The sequence below is a fragment of the Pseudomonas sp. HD57-3 genome, from assembly GCF_056113135.1.
Map to the genome: position 1 here is coordinate 2,772,889 of NZ_CM148568.1, position 15,949 is coordinate 2,788,837.

14 protein-coding genes are annotated in these 15,949 nt (G+C 61.6%); 5 read left to right on the top strand and 9 right to left on the bottom strand.

Annotated elements, in window-relative coordinates:
- Window positions 1-2,268, bottom strand: a complete 2,268-nt coding sequence (katG, locus tag AC0R79_RS12505) for a catalase/peroxidase HPI (protein ID WP_474734613.1) — start codon at window positions 2,266-2,268, stop codon at window positions 1-3.
- 326 nt (window positions 2,269-2,594) lie between these two features.
- Here katG and AC0R79_RS12510 point away from each other — a divergent pair, with 326 nt between their 5' ends.
- Window positions 2,595-4,631, top strand: a complete 2,037-nt coding sequence (locus tag AC0R79_RS12510; RefSeq protein WP_474734615.1) for a TonB-dependent receptor — start codon at window positions 2,595-2,597, stop codon at window positions 4,629-4,631.
- Window positions 4,632-4,680: 49 nt separating this feature from the next.
- Here the strand turns inward: AC0R79_RS12510 and AC0R79_RS12515 are convergent, their stop codons facing one another.
- Window positions 4,681-6,891 (bottom strand): LTA synthase family protein, encoded by a 2,211-nt coding sequence (locus tag AC0R79_RS12515; protein ID WP_474734617.1) that lies wholly within the window; start codon window positions 6,889-6,891, stop codon window positions 4,681-4,683.
- Window positions 6,892-7,178: 287 nt separating this feature from the next.
- Here AC0R79_RS12515 and AC0R79_RS12520 point away from each other — a divergent pair, with 287 nt between their 5' ends.
- A complete protein-coding gene (locus tag AC0R79_RS12520; protein ID WP_474734619.1) occupies window positions 7,179-8,210 on the top strand; it encodes a sterol desaturase family protein in 1,032 nt (343 codons plus the stop codon).
- Here the strand turns inward: AC0R79_RS12520 and AC0R79_RS12525 are convergent.
- Window positions 8,191-8,634 carry a GFA family protein gene (locus AC0R79_RS12525; protein WP_127797710.1) on the bottom strand — a complete coding sequence of 148 codons (444 nt, stop codon included), beginning with the start codon at window positions 8,632-8,634 and terminating at the stop codon, window positions 8,191-8,193. The genes AC0R79_RS12520 and AC0R79_RS12525 overlap by 20 nt on opposite strands.
- A 127-nt stretch (window positions 8,635-8,761) precedes the next feature.
- Between AC0R79_RS12525 and AC0R79_RS12530 the strand changes: the two genes are divergently transcribed.
- Entirely contained in the window at window positions 8,762-9,652 is an 891-nt protein-coding gene (locus tag AC0R79_RS12530; RefSeq protein ID WP_474734621.1) for a LysR family transcriptional regulator, read from the top strand.
- A 103-nt stretch (window positions 9,653-9,755) separates the two neighbouring features.
- Window positions 9,756-10,769, top strand: coding sequence for an ABC transporter substrate-binding protein (locus AC0R79_RS12535; RefSeq protein ID WP_085608945.1), 1,014 nt, complete (start codon window positions 9,756-9,758; stop codon window positions 10,767-10,769).
- Window positions 10,770-10,829: 60 nt separating this feature from the next.
- Here AC0R79_RS12535 and AC0R79_RS12540 read toward each other — a convergent pair whose 3' ends face one another.
- Both AC0R79_RS12540 and AC0R79_RS12545 read right to left on the bottom strand, forming a co-directional pair.
- Window positions 10,830-11,027 carry a helix-turn-helix transcriptional regulator gene (locus tag AC0R79_RS12540; RefSeq protein WP_007956901.1) on the bottom strand — a complete coding sequence of 66 codons (198 nt, stop codon included), beginning with the start codon at window positions 11,025-11,027 and terminating at the stop codon, window positions 10,830-10,832.
- A complete protein-coding gene (locus AC0R79_RS12545; RefSeq protein WP_474734623.1) occupies window positions 11,024-11,398 on the bottom strand; it encodes a hypothetical protein in 375 nt (124 codons plus the stop codon). The genes AC0R79_RS12540 and AC0R79_RS12545 overlap by 4 nt, the downstream gene beginning before the upstream one ends.
- A 275-nt stretch (window positions 11,399-11,673) precedes the next feature.
- Between AC0R79_RS12545 and AC0R79_RS12550 the strand changes: the two genes are divergently transcribed.
- The gene (locus AC0R79_RS12550) at window positions 11,674-12,090 is read left to right on the top strand and encodes an organic hydroperoxide resistance protein (protein ID WP_007956881.1); all 417 of its coding nucleotides are present in this window, start codon (window positions 11,674-11,676) and stop codon (window positions 12,088-12,090) included.
- 83 nt (window positions 12,091-12,173) lie between these two features.
- Here AC0R79_RS12550 and AC0R79_RS12555 read toward each other — a convergent pair whose 3' ends face one another.
- From AC0R79_RS12555 to AC0R79_RS12570, 4 genes are all read right to left on the bottom strand, one after another.
- Window positions 12,174-12,650: a copper chaperone PCu(A)C gene (locus tag AC0R79_RS12555; RefSeq protein ID WP_007956880.1), complete on the bottom strand. Its 477-nt coding sequence runs from the start codon at window positions 12,648-12,650 to the stop codon at window positions 12,174-12,176.
- Window positions 12,650-13,255 (bottom strand): SCO family protein, encoded by a 606-nt coding sequence (locus tag AC0R79_RS12560; RefSeq protein WP_007956879.1) that lies wholly within the window; start codon window positions 13,253-13,255, stop codon window positions 12,650-12,652. The genes AC0R79_RS12555 and AC0R79_RS12560 overlap by 1 nt, the downstream gene beginning before the upstream one ends.
- Before the next feature lie 151 nt (window positions 13,256-13,406).
- Complete coding sequence (adeC, locus tag AC0R79_RS12565) at window positions 13,407-14,825, bottom strand: AdeC/AdeK/OprM family multidrug efflux complex outer membrane factor (protein ID WP_474734625.1); 1,419 nt, start codon at window positions 14,823-14,825, stop codon at window positions 13,407-13,409.
- A 62-nt stretch (window positions 14,826-14,887) separates the two neighbouring features.
- Window positions 14,888-15,682, bottom strand: a complete 795-nt coding sequence (locus AC0R79_RS12570; protein WP_007956875.1) for a helix-turn-helix transcriptional regulator — start codon at window positions 15,680-15,682, stop codon at window positions 14,888-14,890.
- Window positions 15,683-15,949 lie beyond the last annotated feature (267 nt).

The window sequence follows — 15,949 nt, forward strand, 5'->3', positions numbered from 1 at the left end:
TTATTGCCGCAAATCAAACCGATCCAAATCCATCACCTTCGCCCAAGCCGCAACGAAGTCCGTGACGAACTGCTCCTTCGCATCGGAGCTGGCATACACCTCGGCCAGCGCCCGCAGTATCGCGTTGGAACCGAACACCAGATCGACCCGGGTCGCCGTCCATTTCACGCTGCCGGTTTTACGGTCGCGGCCTTCGAACTCGGTTTTCGACGTCGGTTTCCATTCCACACCCATGTCCAGCAGGTTGCGGAAGAAGTCGTTGGTCAGTGAACCGGGTTTGTCGGTGAACACCCCGTGTTTCGTCTTGCCGACGTTGGTGTCCAGTACCCGCAGGCCGCCGATCAGCACGGTCAGTTCCGGTGCAGAAAGGGTCAGCAGTTGCGCCTTGTCGATCAGCAACGCTTCGGCCGGCACGCGATAGGTGGTGGCTGCGTAGTTGCGGAAGCCGTCGGTGTGCGGTTCAAGGAAACCGAACGACTCGACATCGGTTTGTTCCTGAGTCGCATCGGTGCGCCCCGGATTGAACGGCACGGTCACCGTATGCCCGGCGTTTTTCGCCGCTTGCTCGACACCGGCATTACCTGCCAGCACGATCAGATCCGCCAGCGAGACTTGCTTGCCTGCCGCCCCGGCGTTGAACTCGTTCTGAATGCCTTCGAGGACTTTCAGCACCTTGTCCAGTTGCTCCGGCTGGTTGGCCTGCCAGAACTTTTGCGGTGCCAGACGCAGACGGCCGCCATTGGCGCCGCCGCGTTTGTCCGAACCGCGGAAGGTCGATGCGGCCGCCCACGCGGTGGAGACCAGCTCCGAGACGGACAGCCCCGACGCCAGTACTTTGCCTTTCAGCGCCCTGACATCGCTGTCGTCCACCAATGGATGCTTGGCATCGGGAATCGGGTCTTGCCACAGCAGTTCTTCCTGGGGCAATTCCGGGCCGAGATAACGTGACAGCGGGCCCATGTCGCGGTGAATCAGTTTGTACCAGGCCCGGGCGAAGGCGTCCGCCAGTTGATCGGGATTGGCCAGGAAGCGCCGCGAAATCTTCTCGTAGGCCGGGTCGAAACGCAGGGCCAGGTCGGAGGTGAGCATGGTCGGGTCGATGCGTTTGTTCGGGTCGTGGGCGTGGGGAATGGTGCCGGCCCCGGCGCCGTTTTTTGGTTTCCACTGATGGGCGCCGGCGGGACTCTTGGTCAGTTCCCACTCGAAGCCGAACAGGTTTTCGAGGTAGTTGTTGCTCCACTTCGTCGGGGTGGTGGTCCAGGTCACTTCCAGGCCGCTGGTGATGGTGTCGGCGCCCTTGCCGGTGCCGAAGGTGCTTTTCCAGCCCAGGCCTTGTTCTTCGAGGCCGGCGGCTTCCGGTTCCGGGCCGACGTTATCGGCCGGGCCGGCGCCGTGGGTCTTGCCGAAGGCGTGGCCGCCGGCGATCAGGGCGACGGTTTCCTCGTCGTTCATGGCCATGCGGCCGAAGGTTTCGCGGATGTCCTTGGCCGAGGCCACCGGGTCGGGATTGCCTTCCGGACCTTCCGGGTTCACGTAGATCAGGCCCATCTGTACGGCGGCGAGCGGGTTCTCGAGGTTGCGTTCGCCCTGGTTGGTGCGGCTTTCCTCATTGCCGTGTTCGGCGGGCTCGGCCACCAGTGTGCCTTCGCCTGGCGGTTGCATGGATTCCGGATCCTTGCCGTAGCGGTTGTCGCCGCCCAGCCATTTGTTTTCCGAGCCCCAGTACACGTCTTCATCCGGCTCCCAGACATCCGCGCGGCCACCGGAGAAACCGAAGGTCTTGAAGCCCATGGATTCCAGCGCGACGTTGCCAGTGAGCACGATCAGGTCGGCCCAGGAAATGTTGCGGCCGTATTTCTGCTTGATCGGCCACAGCAGGCGGCGGGCCTTGTCGAGGCTGACGTTGTCCGGCCAGCTGTTGAGCGGGGCGAAGCGTTGCTGGCCGGAGCCGGCGCCACCACGGCCGTCAGCGGTGCGATAGGTGCCGGCGCTGTGCCAGGCCATGCGGATGAAGAGCGGGCCGTAGTGGCCGAAGTCCGCTGGCCACCACTCCTGGGAGTCGGTCATCAGCGCCGTCAGATCGCGTTTGAGGGCCTGGAAATCCAGGCTTTTAAAAGCCTTGGCGTAGTCGAAGTCCTTGCCCAGCGGATCGGATGCGGGCGAGTGCTGACTCAGGATTTTCAGGTTCAGTTGATTCGGCCACCAATCGCGGTTCGTCGTGCCACCGCCGGCGGCGTGATTGAACGGGCATTTCGATTCATTTGCCATGTTCGGGTCCTTATCAGGTCTTCTGCGGCCGGCTCGTGCCGACTTCGGAGTAGTAAGGCTAGACCCGACTCGGCGAGTCAGCTAATAGGCCGACTATTGGTGCGTGATAGGCGCAGTCTCTTACGCGAAGTCTCGTGATCCGGTGCCGGGCAGGGCGCTGAAACACCCGTGCTTGAGCGATGGTTTGCAATTGTGTGGAAGAAACGTGATGGCCATTAGAAATGTTATTGTATAACATAAAAATGATTTCATCTGATCGATGCCGGCAACACACCCTCTGTAGCGCCGGCATCGATCCTCACTTTTCTGCCTGACGGATTTCTGAAATGCCTTCCCGTTTCCACACCTTCCAACCCCGCCTGACGCTCATGGCCTCGGCGCTGCTGATCGCTTCGCCCGCATTCGCCGCCGACCCGCTGGAACTGCAACCGCAAGTCATCACCGGCAATCCGCTGGGCAGTCAGACCCTGGCCTCGCCCTCGACCGTGTTGAGCGGCGACAACCTGACACTGCAACAAAAGGGCAGCCTCGGCGAAACCCTGAACAAGCAGCCGGGCGTGTCGTCGTCGTACTTCGGTCCGGGTGCGAGTCGCCCGATCATTCGCGGGCAGGACGGTGATCGCATTCGCATCCTGCGCAACGGCGTCGGCGCGCTGGACGCTTCGTCGCTGTCCTACGATCACGCGGTGCCGCTGGACCCGGTCAACGTCGAGCGCATCGAAATCGTCCGTGGTCCGGCGGCCTTGCTGTACGGCGGCAGCGCCATCGGCGGGGTGGTCAACACCTTCGACAACCGCATCCCGACCGAAGCCATCGAAGGCATTCACGGCGCCGGCGAGTTGCGCTACGGCGGCGCCGACACCACCCGCAGCAGCGCCGGCAAGCTCGAAGCCGGTAACGGCCAGTTCGCCTTGCACCTGGACGCCAGCGCCCGCGAGTTCAATGACCTGAAGATTCCCGGCTACGCCAAGACCAGTCGTGAGCGGGCGAACGACGATGGTGATTCGAAGAAACATCGGCTGGCCAACAGCGACGGTCGTCAGGACGGCGGTGCGGTGGGCGGGTCGTACACCTGGGATGACGGTTACGCGGGGCTGTCGTACAGCAATTACGATTCGAACTACGGCTCGCCGGCCGAAGACGATGTGCGCATCCGCATGGAGCAGGAGCACTACGCGTTCGCCTCGGAAATCCGCAACCTCGACGGCCCGTTCAGCTCGGTGAAACTCGACGCCGGCTACACCGATTACCAGCACCGGGAAATCGAGGGTGGCGAGGTCGGCACCACGTTCAAGAACAAGGGTTACGAGGCGCGGGTCGAGGCCCGGCATCAGCCATTGGGGCCGTTCAACGGGGTGATTGGCGCGCAAGTCAGTCGCAACGAATTCTCGGCGCTGGGCGAAGAAGCCTTCGTGCCGCACACCGATACCGATGCCGGTGCACTGTTCATTCTCGAAGAGCTGCAAGCCACGGATCGTCTGCTGTTCACCCTCGGCGGACGCCTTGAACACACCACGGTCGACCCGGACGCCAAAGGCAACGAGCGTTTCGCCAATGCCGATCGCTCCAGCAGCTTCACCGCCGGCAGCCTGTCATCCGGTGCGGTGTACACGCTGACGCCGGTCTGGTCGGTTGCCGCCACGCTGGGTTACACCGAGCGCGCGCCGACGTTCTATGAGCTTTACGCCAACGGCGCCCACGTTGCCACGGGCACCTATGAAGTCGGGGACGCGGGGCTGTCGAAAGAGAAAGCCGTCTCCAGCGACCTGGCCCTGCGTTTCGACAACGGTACGCACAAGGGCAGCGTTGGCGTGTTCTATAGCCATTTCTCCAACTACATCGGCCTGCTCAGCACCGGACGCACGCTGAATGACGAAGGGGAGGAGGACGCCGACGGCATCCCCGAATACACCTACTCCGGCGTGCGGGCGCGCTTCAGTGGCATCGAAGCGCAGGATCGCTGGACCCTCGGCGAAAACGCCTACGGCAAGTTTGCGCTGGAACTGTCGGGCGACTACACCCGCGCCAAGAACCTCGACAACGGCCAGGACCTGCCGCGCATTGCGCCGCTGCGGTTGAACACCGGTCTGTTGTGGGAGCTGGATCGCTGGCAGGCGCGTATCGATGTGGAACACGCCAGTTCCCAGCACCGGGTGCCGGACAATGAAAGCAGCACCGACGGCTACACCACGCTGGGGGCGAATGTGGGTTATCACTTTGATGTCGGCCAGAGCAAATGGCTGGCTTTTGTCAATGCCGAGAACCTGACCAACCAGACCGTGCGTTACGCCAGCTCGATCCTGCGCGATATTGCGCCGGCAGAAGGGCGCAGCATTCAGGTCGGTCTGCGCACCACGTTCTGATCGTTCACACCGGACAAGCGCCAGCGTCGTTGCGACGCTGGCGTCGACCTCAACTCGATTGAGCGGTGTCTTCTTCCGGGATCTCGTCCAGCAGATCCTGTTGCCCCGGCAGTTCGGTGATCACGCTGAAATCACTGACTTCCACGGCGCCCAGGCCATACCCCAACAAGTGGAACGAGAACGCCTTGCGCGGTTGCGGGTTGTCGAAACTGAAATCCATCTCCAGCGGCTGATCCGCCGTGGCGACCATCTCGGTCGGCAGGCCCAGTTGCACGTCCTGTTCGAACTCCTTGGCCTTGAGCTGAATGTACGCGGCCTGCTGCGGATCGACCGAACGCACGGTCAGGCGCACGCGGGTGTGGGAGCCCTTGGGCATTTCCAGATACTGCGCGCCGATCAGGTTGTCGGCCCAGTCATCCTTGATCTGCGCTTGCAGCGGGATGACGTTGGCGCTACCGAACTGATAGCGCTGGTTCAGGGGGGTGCGCAGCAGCGACAGATCCAGGGCCGAGGCGCGGGCGGCGATGTCCCGGGCGTTCTGGCCGCTGGCGTTGCCCTTGAACGTGGCGCTTTCGGCGATGAAACCTTCGCTGGCGTAATTGCGGCAACGGCGCGGCATGTCGCATTCAGTCAGCAGGCCGCGACCGTCGTGATAGCGCAGCTTGCCGTTGGTGAACGACATGATTTCGCGGCCCGAATCGTAATCGCGAAACAGCGAGCGACCGCTGAGGGCGGAGGGCACCGGAAAGTCGAAGTAATCCAGAATCGACGCACTCAGATCGACGTGACCGTAGACCCCGGCGTTCAGGCGCGGCAGTTGCGCCTGCTCCGGCGCGAGGGTCAGGTTGAAGCCCCAGGACGACGCGAGGCGGACGCCGTCGATGCCGTGGGATTCGTCCGAGGTGATGACCACCAGCGTGTCTTTCAGCACGCCCTGGCGTTCGAGGCCGCTGAGAAACTGTTCCAGCGCATCGTCCAGATAACCGACGGCGGCCTGCTTCGGCGTGTCGTAGCGTTGCAGGTATTCCTCCGGCGCGGAGTAGGGCTGGTGAGTGCCGACTGTGAGCAGCGTGAGCATCCACGGCTGTTTCTGTTTTTTCAGTTCGCCGACGTATTTCAGCGCGCCTTCGAAGAACGCCTTGTCATCCTTGCCCCAAGGGAATTCCAGGTAGTTGGCGTTGGTGAACCACTCCAGGCCATGGGTCGCGTCAAAACCGATGTGCGGCATGATCTTGTCTTTGGCCATGAACCGCAGCCCTGCGCCTTGCAGGTAGTGCGTGGCGAAACCGTGCTGACGTAATTGCGCCGGCAGACAGGCCTGATTGCGCTCGTGCTGGGTCAGCATTTCCACGCCTTTGGGTGTGCCGTTGTCGAGCTTGTCGTAATCTCCGCAGAGCATGGCGTAAAGACCGCGAATGGTCTGGTGGGTGTGCAACACGTAATCCGGGGTGTTCATGCCGCGCTCGGCCCAGCGGCTGAGGTTGGGCATCAGGTCTTCCTGATAATGGCTGCCGATAGCTTGGCGATTGGCGCCGATGTAGGCGCCCGGAATGCCTTCGAGGGCGACGATCAGCACATTGCGCGCCTGGCCCTTGGCCGCCAGTAACGGGTGACCGTTCAGATCGACATCAGTGAGGCCAGCCATGGGTGGGGGTGCGAATTGAGTATCGCCGTCCAGCCATTCTTCGGCCTGCATCTGCACGTCGGCGACCTGCGCGGCCAGCAACTGGTGCGGCAGGTTGTACAGGCGCCACGGATCGGCATCGCTCGGATTTAAGTGCTGCGCGCCCCAGTAGGCGGAGAACAGCAGCACCGGCGTCGCCCAGGCTGCGCGGGGCAGAGCGGGGGTGGTTGTCGCGCGTCGAGTCCAATGACTCAGCAACCACAAGGCCAGAGCCACCAGCAGCGCAACCGCCACACCGGGATGGGCGAAGCCGCCGCCGGTGGAGTTCTCCACGAACTGCGGGTCGATCAGGTAATGCAGGTCCGCCACGGTCGGCAGGCGGCCGACCGCGCTGACCAGTTCAGCGGTCGCCACCGCCAGCAGTCCCCAGAACAGCAGCACCGGCAGCGCCAGCCACCAGGGGCGACGATGCAACAGCACCACCAGCAGACTGCCGATGGCCAGATCCGACAGGTAACCGAACAGGCTCGACCAGCCAAGTGCCGCGCGAAGGCACACCGGCACGATCAGTACCAGGAAAACCAGAGAAAGAAGACGGGCATCCAGGCGCCGCAGCCGTTGAAAAAGAGCGCTCACAAAAAGACCTTCCAGCCATCAAATCGTCATAAAAGTGTGGGCGATGATACCAAGGGTGGGCTGTCTGATCGCCTTTTTAAACGGCTGGGTGATCGGGTCCCGGAAAGTGGTGTTAGCCACCCGAATGAGCCGGGGCCTTGATCGGAGGCCGTGCTGGCGGTTTTCCGTCCCGAGTGCGGCGGCGGTTTTATTGTTTCAGGCTGTTTAACCGGCCTTTGATCCGTTCGTGCTGCATTTGCGAACCAGTGCGATTTACAATGCGCGACCTCTGATGGAGATCAAGCTCCGTGGATGTCCTCACGCAACTCTTTGCGCAGCTCAGCCGCTGGGTGATCGATCCGGTCACCCAGCAGTTCCTTGGCCTGTTCGATTTGAACGGTCGTCTTGGTGTGGTGTTTCTGCTCACGTCGTACGGCGTGGCTTACGGCCTCTATCGCCACCGAAAATCCCGACATCTGACGCAGGCCCGATCCTTTTGGCAATTTGTCGGCGGCGGGCGTGTCCACGGGCATCGTTCGGCCTGGCTGGATTACCGTTATTACTTCATCAAGGCGATTCTTCGGTTGACGCTGGTGTTGCCCGTGGTCGGCCTCGTCGATCCGCACATTCTGCGTTCGGGCGACTACGCGCAGTTTTTCACTCAGCTCTGGGGCGCGCGCGCGCAAGTGCCGGATCACCCGATGATCGCGCTGTTCTACGGACTGGGTGTGTTCCTGTTCAGGGATTTTCTGCATTACTGGATTCACCGCGCCTTCCATTCCCGCTATCTGTGGGAATTTCACAAGGTTCACCATTCGGCGCCGGTGCTGGTGCCGGCCACGGCCAGCCGGATTCACATTGTCGAATCGATTGTTGAACGAACCGTCATCACCGCTGGCCTCGGCGCGTTTGCCGGTGTGGTCTGGTACGCCTGCGGCGGCGAGGTCAGCCGCTATACGCTGTTCGGCGTGACCTGGCTGGTGCTGATCATCAACAGCCTGGGTTCCAATCTGCGGCACAGCCATGTCTGGCTGTCGTTCGGGCCGGCTGTCGAACATGTGCTCAACAGCCCGGCCCAGCACCAGATCCACCACAGCGACGCCCCACGACATTTCAACAAGAACTTCGCGATCAATCTGTCACTGTGGGACTGGCTGTTCGGCACGCTGTACGTCACCACTTCAAAGCCCGAAGTCTTGCGCTTCGGCACGGGCGAGCAGGACCGCACGCGCTATCTGACGTTGTACAGCCTGATCGTCACCCCGTTTGTGGACACCGCGAAGCGTTTGTCGTCGAACGCCGACGGGCTCAGAACTCGGTTCAACCAGCGTACGCCATGAGGGCTTCGCCGAAGGCTTGCGGGGTGGGGCTCTGCGGCCAGCTCGGCAGCCCCTCGGGCAGCGTCAGCCAGGGTTGTTTGCGACTCACCCAGATGTGCGCCATCGGTTGCAGTGAGCGACTTTCATCGAGCGTGCCGGCGCGCAGCACTTTCATCCCCGGCGCGGCCGTTGTGGTGTTGCACAGACGCGTGTGGCAGACGCTGCACACCTGATGTTCGGCGTGCTGGCCATTGAGATCGTAGGCATAAGTGGTCAGTGGCCCGGTCAACGTCAGGGCGTCGGCGGGCAGCAGGGCGTGCAGGGCAAAGGCGCTGCCGCTCCAGGTCTGGCAATCCGTGCAATGGCAGGCGTAGATCGCCGGCGGCACGTCGGTGTTCAACTGATAGCGGACGGCACTGCAGCGACATTGGCCGGTGAGTGTCATGGGCAAGGCTCCTTCAACTGCGGGTTCGATGCCGGGCGCAAGGCCCGTGCGGTATGCTCGCGCAGCATGCCGCAGACCCCGGTGAATGAACATCGGCCAAAACTGCCCAACCGCTCACAGGAAATGTATGAACGCTCCACAACTTCAATGGGAAACCCAGCGTGCCTTTCTCGCGGTACTGCGCACCGGCAGTCTGTCGGGCGCCGCGCGTTTGCTGGGAATCGCCCAGGCCACGGCGCGGCGGCGGATCGAGGCGCTGGAGCAGAGCGTCGGCGTCAGCCTGTTCATTCGTTCGCCCTCGGGGCTGTTGCCGACCGAGACCGCCAGGGAGTTGATCGGCCACGTCGAAGCCATGGCCCTGGCCGCCAACGCCTTCAACCGCGCCGCTTCCGCCGACGTGGCGCAAACCGGCGGCACCGTGCGCCTGACGGCCGGCAAGCTATTGGGCGTCGAGATCCTGCCGCCGATGTTGCGCCGTTTACGTCAGCAGCACCCGCAATTGGCGCTGGAACTGAACGTGTCGAATCGTCTGCAAACTCTCTCACAGCAAGAGGCCGACGTCGCCGTGCGCATCCGCCGCCCGACCGAAGCTTCGGTGGTGGCGCGCAAGGTCGGCGACCTGCACGTCGGCCTGTACGCCACGCCGGAATTGCTGGCGGAGCAGGGCGTGCCTGAAACGCCTGAGGACTTGCGCCGTTTTTCGCTGATCGGCCCGGATCGCAATGCGGGCGAGATCGAATTCCTGCGCGAGCGCGGCTTCGATTGTTCAGCCGAGCACACGGCCATTCGCACCGATGATCATCTGGCGCAGTGGGCGGCGTTGCGTGCCGGGCTGGGGATTGGCGTATGTTCCCGGCAACTGGCCGAGCGCCATGGTCTGATACGAGTTCTGCCCGCAGACGTGGATTTTACGGTGGATGTGTGGATCGCCTTGCATCAGGACATGCGCCGGGTGCAGCGGGTTTCAGCGGTGTTCGATGGCTTGGGGTCGGAATTGCACGCGTTTCTGGAAGGCTGACGTTCAGGTGATATCAATATGCGATAACGGTATTTAAATTTCGTTTTTTATAGCGATAGAGTCCGGCCTCACAGATTTCCCGGTAAATCACTGCGAGGTTGTCATGGCCCTACCGTTCAAACGTTCTGCACTGACGCTGCTGGCGGCTTCGCTGGCTGGTGCGCTGCTCGGAAACACTGCTCAAGCCGAAGGCAAGATCAGCATCGCCCAGCAATTCGGCATCGGTTATCTGATTCTGGATGTGGTGCGCGATCAGCAATTGATCGAGAAACACGGCAAGGCCCAGGGCCTGGACATCAAGGTCGACTGGAACAGCATTTCCGGCGCCACCGCCATGAACGAAGCGCTGCTCACCGGATCCCTGGACGTGGTCTCGGCCGGCGTGCCGCCGATGCTCACCGTGTGGGATCGCACCAAGGGCAAGCAGAACGTCAAGGCCATCGCTTCGCTGGGCTCGATGCCTAACTACCTGCTGACCAATAACCCGAACGTGAAAACCCTCAAGGACTTCAGCGACAAGGATCGCATCGCCGTACCGGCAGCGGGTGTGGGCTTCCAGTCCCGCACGCTGCAGATCGAAACGGCCAAGGAATTCGGCAATGACCAATACAAGAAATTCGACGACATCTCCGTCAGCCTGCCGCACCCGGATGCCACGGCCGCATTGATCGCCGGCGGCTCGGAAATCAACGCGCATTTCTCCAGCCCACCGTTCCAGTACCAGGCGTTGCAGAATCCCAACGTACATAAAGTGCTGAGTTCCTACGACGTGCTCGGCGGCCAGGCCACGTTCAACGTGCTCTACACCACGGAAAAATTCCACGACGAAAACCCGAAAACCTACAAGGCGTTCTACGACGCCCTGGCCGAGGCCGAGAAGATCATCAAGGCCGACAAACCTGCGGCGGCCCAGGCCTATATCCGTGTCGAGCAGTCGAAACTGCCGTTGGCGCTGGTGGAGAAAATCGTCACCGACCCGGAAATCGATTTCACCGTGGTGCCGCAACGCACCTTTATCTATGCAGAGAAATTGCAGGAGCTGGGTGTGCTGAAGAACAAGGCGGACAGCTGGAAGGATTATTTCTTTGAAGAGGCGCATGGCGGGGCGGGGAGCTGAACACTCGTCCTTTCTGAACGGCCCGCCCGGCAGCCTGTGCTGACGGGCGGAGTTTTCGAATCAACTCACTGTGTCATCGAAGATACTCTCAATCGGCATCTCGAACGCCCGGGCAATCTGGAACGCCAGAGGCAGGCTCGGGTCGTAACGTTCGTTTTCAATCGCATTGATGGTCTGGCGCGAAACGTTCAAGCGTTCGGCCAGATCCACCTGCGACCACTTGCGCTCGGCGCGCAGTTCCTTGAGCCGGTTCTTCATTGGTAGCGGCGCCGCGCGATGCGCAGGCCGATCATCCACATCGCGCCCATCACCGGCCAGACCCAAAGCCACGGGATGTGCGGGGCGCCCACCGTTTCCAGAAAACCGTAAGTGAAGGTCAGCAGGGCCGATGCTGCGAAAGCAAAGCCGAGCGCTTCGAACTGGATACGCAGATACATTTCGTCGAGACGTCGCATGTCACGTACGACCGTCCAGCAGAACAAACCGACCGGAATCATGGGTATCAGCACGATGACGCCGCGCAGGTAAACGTTGGCATCCGCCAGATAAATCAGTGCGAATTGCGATGCCAGCAGCACCACTGCGTACAGAACCATGGCCGCGGCCATCTCTCGATTGAATCGGTTCATGTCCAAACTCCTATGTAAAAGACGCTTTACATAGTCGTCGAAGCTTTTGCTAATGTAAAGCATGCTTTCCATGAGGTCGAGGTGAGGAGGCTGGATTCCAGCAACGGTTTTTTGCTGAGGCCGTGGATGGTCTGGGTGCCCGCACGTCCGCCGGCCGGGTGAGCGGTAAACCCGCGTCTATAGTGAGAGGGCTGTGTGAAACGGGTGGCGCACCTCAAGGCTGCGACGGGAGGCGCCGAGTGAACAATCTGCTGTTTTTCATTCAGGAGATCGCCATGAGTCAGATCGAAAAAGTCCTCTACACCGCGAAAACCCACACCACCGGCGGACGTGACGGCGCATCGCGCAGTTCCGACGGGATCCTCGATGTAAAACTGTCGTCGCCCGGTTCCAGTGGCGGCGGGACCAATCCGGAACAATTGTTCGCCGCAGGCTGGTCGGCGTGTTTCATTGGCGCGATGAAAGCGGTGGCGGGGCAGCAGAAAATCAGCCTGCCGGCAGACCTGGCGGTGGATGCCGAAGTGGACCTGGGCACTAATTCGGGAGGGTATCTCCTGCAGGCGCGACTGAATGTAAGCCTGCCGGGAATGGAGCGTGGCGCGGCGCAGCAGCTGGTGGATGCGGCGCATCAGGTGTGCCCGTACTCCAAGGCTACGCGCAACAATATCGAGGTCGAATTGAAACTGGTCTGATATCCAGATGCAAAAGGGGCGGCATGATCATCGATCATGCCGCCCCTTTTGTTTTTTGAAACCGTAGATCTGTCAGTCAGCGATCAATGCATCTTGCTGTGATCGTGGCCTTCCATGGTCAGCGCCTTGACCGGCGCTTTCACTTCAACGGTTTCCTTTTCGCCCTTGGCGTTTTCGACGGTCAGGGTCAGCGGCACGCTGTCGCCTTCCTTCAGCTGAGCGGTCAGGCCCATCAGCATCACGTGGTAGCCATTCGGGTCGAAGTTAACGGCTTTGCCCGCCGGCAGGTCGACCGATTTCACCGGGCCCATGCTCATCACGTCGTTCTTCATGGTCATTTCATGAATCTGCACGTCTTTGGCCGCAGGCGAGGCAACGCTGAGCAGCTTGCTGTCGCTGTCGGCGGTGACGGTCATGAACGCGCCGCTGGCCGACTGGTTCGGCACGGTCGCACGCACCCAGGCGTCGTCGACTTTGGTCTGCGCCGATACCTGGAAAGCCAGGCCCAGCAGGGACAGGCCCAGTGCGGCACGTTTGATGTTGTTCAGAAAAGGGTTCATCAGCAGACCTCCATGACGGTAAGCAAATCTTCCGTGCACTCTTGTGCAGAAAGCGATTGAGACAGGCCCACACGCAAGTTGCCCCGGGTGTCGTAGACATAGCTGGTGGCGGTGTGGGAAAGGGTATAGGTGTCGCCGGCCGGGACTTTTTCGTAGAACACGTCGAATTCCTTGGCGGTGGCCTTGGTTTCTTCGAGGGTGCCGTACAGCGCGACGAAGCTTGGATCGAAGGTCTTGACGTAGGCGTCGAGGATTTCCGGGGTGTCGCGTTCCGGGTCGAGGGTGATGAACACCACTTGCAGGATGTCGCCGTCCTTGCCCATCAGCTTCTTGATTTTCGCGGCGCGGGCCAGCGTCGTCGGGCAGATCGCCGGGCACTGGGTGAAACCGAAGAAGATCATCGGCATCAGGCCGCGAAAGCTCGACAGCGACACGGTGTTGCCTTCGGTGTCCTTGAGCTTGAAGGTGCGTCCGAGGATCTTGTCGCTCAGATCCTTGCCGTACTTGTACGACAGTTCGCCGCGGGTGTCGCAGCCGGCGAGCAGGCCGAGACCGAGTACGCCCATTCCCGCAAGCACCTTGCGGCGAGTCAACAAAGCCGTCATTTCATACCGCCCTTTGGAGCCCGCCAGTCGGCAGGACAGGCAGGCGGGTTAACCGTAAAAGCGGCGCATGATACCAAAATGATCCGCTGCGCCGGTTTTCGATCGCCGGGCAATGTGGGATCTGGCGACAAAAGGTGTAAGAAAAAATGACTCAGGGAGATGGCGGAAGCGGCTCGACCGGGCTCCAGCCACCGCCCAGCGCGGTGTACAGGTTCACTTGCGCGACCAGTTGCGCCAACCGGTCGGTAATCAGTCCTTGCTGGGAACTGAACAGCGAACGCTGGGCATCGAGGAACGTCAGGCTGCTGTCGACGCCGCTTCGATAGCGGTGCTGCGCCATGTCGTAATAATCCTGGGTCGCCTGCACCAGGTCGCGCTGGGCCTGGAGTTGCTGTTCGTAGGTCTGGCGCGCCGCGAGGCCGTCGGACACTTCCTGGAATGCCGTCTGAATGGTCTTTTCGTACTCGGCGATGGTGATGTCTTTTTGCAGCTTCGCGTAATCCAGGCTGGCGCGCAGACTGCCGGCATTGAAGATCGGAAGGTTGATCTGCGGCTGGAACGTCCAGGCCCCGGAGCCGCCCTTGAACAGCCCGGACAGATCACGGCTGGACGTCCCGGCATTGGCGGTCAGGCTGACACTCGGGAAAAACGCCGCCCGCGCCGCGCCGATGTTTGCATTGGCGGCACGCAGCTTGTATTCGGCCTGGAGAATGTCCGGCCGGCGTTGCAACAAATCCGACGGCAACCCGGCCGGCACGGTTGCCACCAGATCACTGTCCAGCGGACGCGCTGGCAGGTGCTCGGGCACCGGCGCGCCCACCAGCAGCGTCAGGCTGTTCAAGTCCTGGGCGACCTGACGCTGATAACGGGCCAGGCTCGCGCGGGTGCTGTCGACACTGGTCTGCGCCTGAATCTGATCCAGCGCCGAGGATTTGCCGGCCTCGCGGTTGCGGGTGGTCAGGTGCAGGCTTCGTTCGTCGGCGGCCAGCGTCTCCTGGGCCAGCGCCAGCAACTCCTGATCGGCGCGCCAGGTCAGGTAGGCGTTGGCGACGTTGGCCACCAGGCTCAATTGCGCACTGCGCCGGGCCTCTTCGGTGGACAGCCAGGTCAGCAGCGCCTGCTCGCTGAGGCTGCGCACCCGGCCGAAGAAGTCCAGTTCATAGGCGCTGATGCCCAGGTTCACCGAATAGGTCGAGGTGATCGCCGCCTTGGTGCGGGTCACGCTGGACGGCACCCGCTGACGCAGTTCGTTGGCGTTGGCCGACACCGCCGGCAGCAGATCGGCACGCTGGATGCGGTACTGCGCCTGAAACGCCTCGACGTTCAGCGCGGCCACCCGCAGATCACGGTTGTTGACCAGTGCGCTTTCGATCAATTGCTGCAACGCCGGGTCATTGAACAGCGCGCGCCAGTCCTCGACCCGGGGTGTGACCGGGGATTGCGCGGCATACGCCGGACCTTGGGGATACTGCGCCGCGCTCGGCGATGCCGGTCGCTGGTAATCGGGAATCAACGAACAACCGCCCAGCAGCAGCGCGGCGGACAGCAGGGAAATCGGCAACCTGGACATCAACCAGCCTCGTTCACGAATGAGAGCGGACGCCGGGCGCCCGGAGTGAGAAAAATGCCGGATCAGGCCCCGGCCATCCATTTCGCCAGACCGTGACGGCCGCTGACCCCAAGCTTGGCGGCCGCGCGCTTGAGGTAGGTCTCGATCGAGCTGTTCTTGACCCGCAGCTTTTCTGCCATCTGCGGCACGGTGCCGCCGGTCAGCAGGCCCAGACAGACCTCTTTCTCACGCACCGACAAGGTGATATCGCCCAACGCCAGGCGTTCGTCGAACACCTGTTGCAACGGCGTCTGGGGTTGATCGGCTTGTGGCGCGCGGGGTTGGCGGGCGATGGCTTGGCGACTGATGTGCGCGTGGCGCTCGATCAAGGGCAACAGGGTGTCGGACAGACGCTTGAGGAACGACAGTTCCGGCAGGGAAAACACCCGATGCGTGTGGGGACGGTAGAACGAAATGACGCAACGGCGGTTGGACGTGCGGGACACCAGATTGCATTGGTGGACGCTGTGGTGCGGGTGTCGATGCTGGAGCGAGGCTTTCAGTTGAATCAGTAGCGAGTCGTTCATCTCGATCATCTGTTGCAGCAGCGGATGGTCGTCCGGGTGCTGCAACGGATCCGGGGGCGGGAAAGTGTCCGGCAAACCGGCACTGCCCAAGGCCTTGATCTCGACCACGCTGGCTTCCCGCTCATCCAGGGTCCACTCACTGAGATGGACGCGATTGACCGGCACGAGGTTGTCGACCAACTGGAACATGTTCGTGGCAAAACGCTCGTTGCCGGTGCTGGCGATCAGTTCACCCAGTTGCCAGTAAAAGTGCGGATTTTCCATGTTGCGAAGACTGCCGGTCAGATTCATATCCTTGTCATCCCTGATTTAGAGCCATTGCCGAATCGTCTGCCGTGCATGAACCCGTGAAACGCCCACCCAGTCTTTTCTCCTTGAAATCGATCTGGAGCGGGATTTAAGCCTATGCATTTGTCCTACGTCTGTAGGGGAAAACAGGGACACAAAGTGCCACCATTTCCGAAAAAATGGCGTCACGTTTCTGTCAGGTCAATGTGTAAGGTCACGTAGTCCGTGACTGTACGGTCTAGTGCGAACCCCGAAATCCGGGGCTTGAGC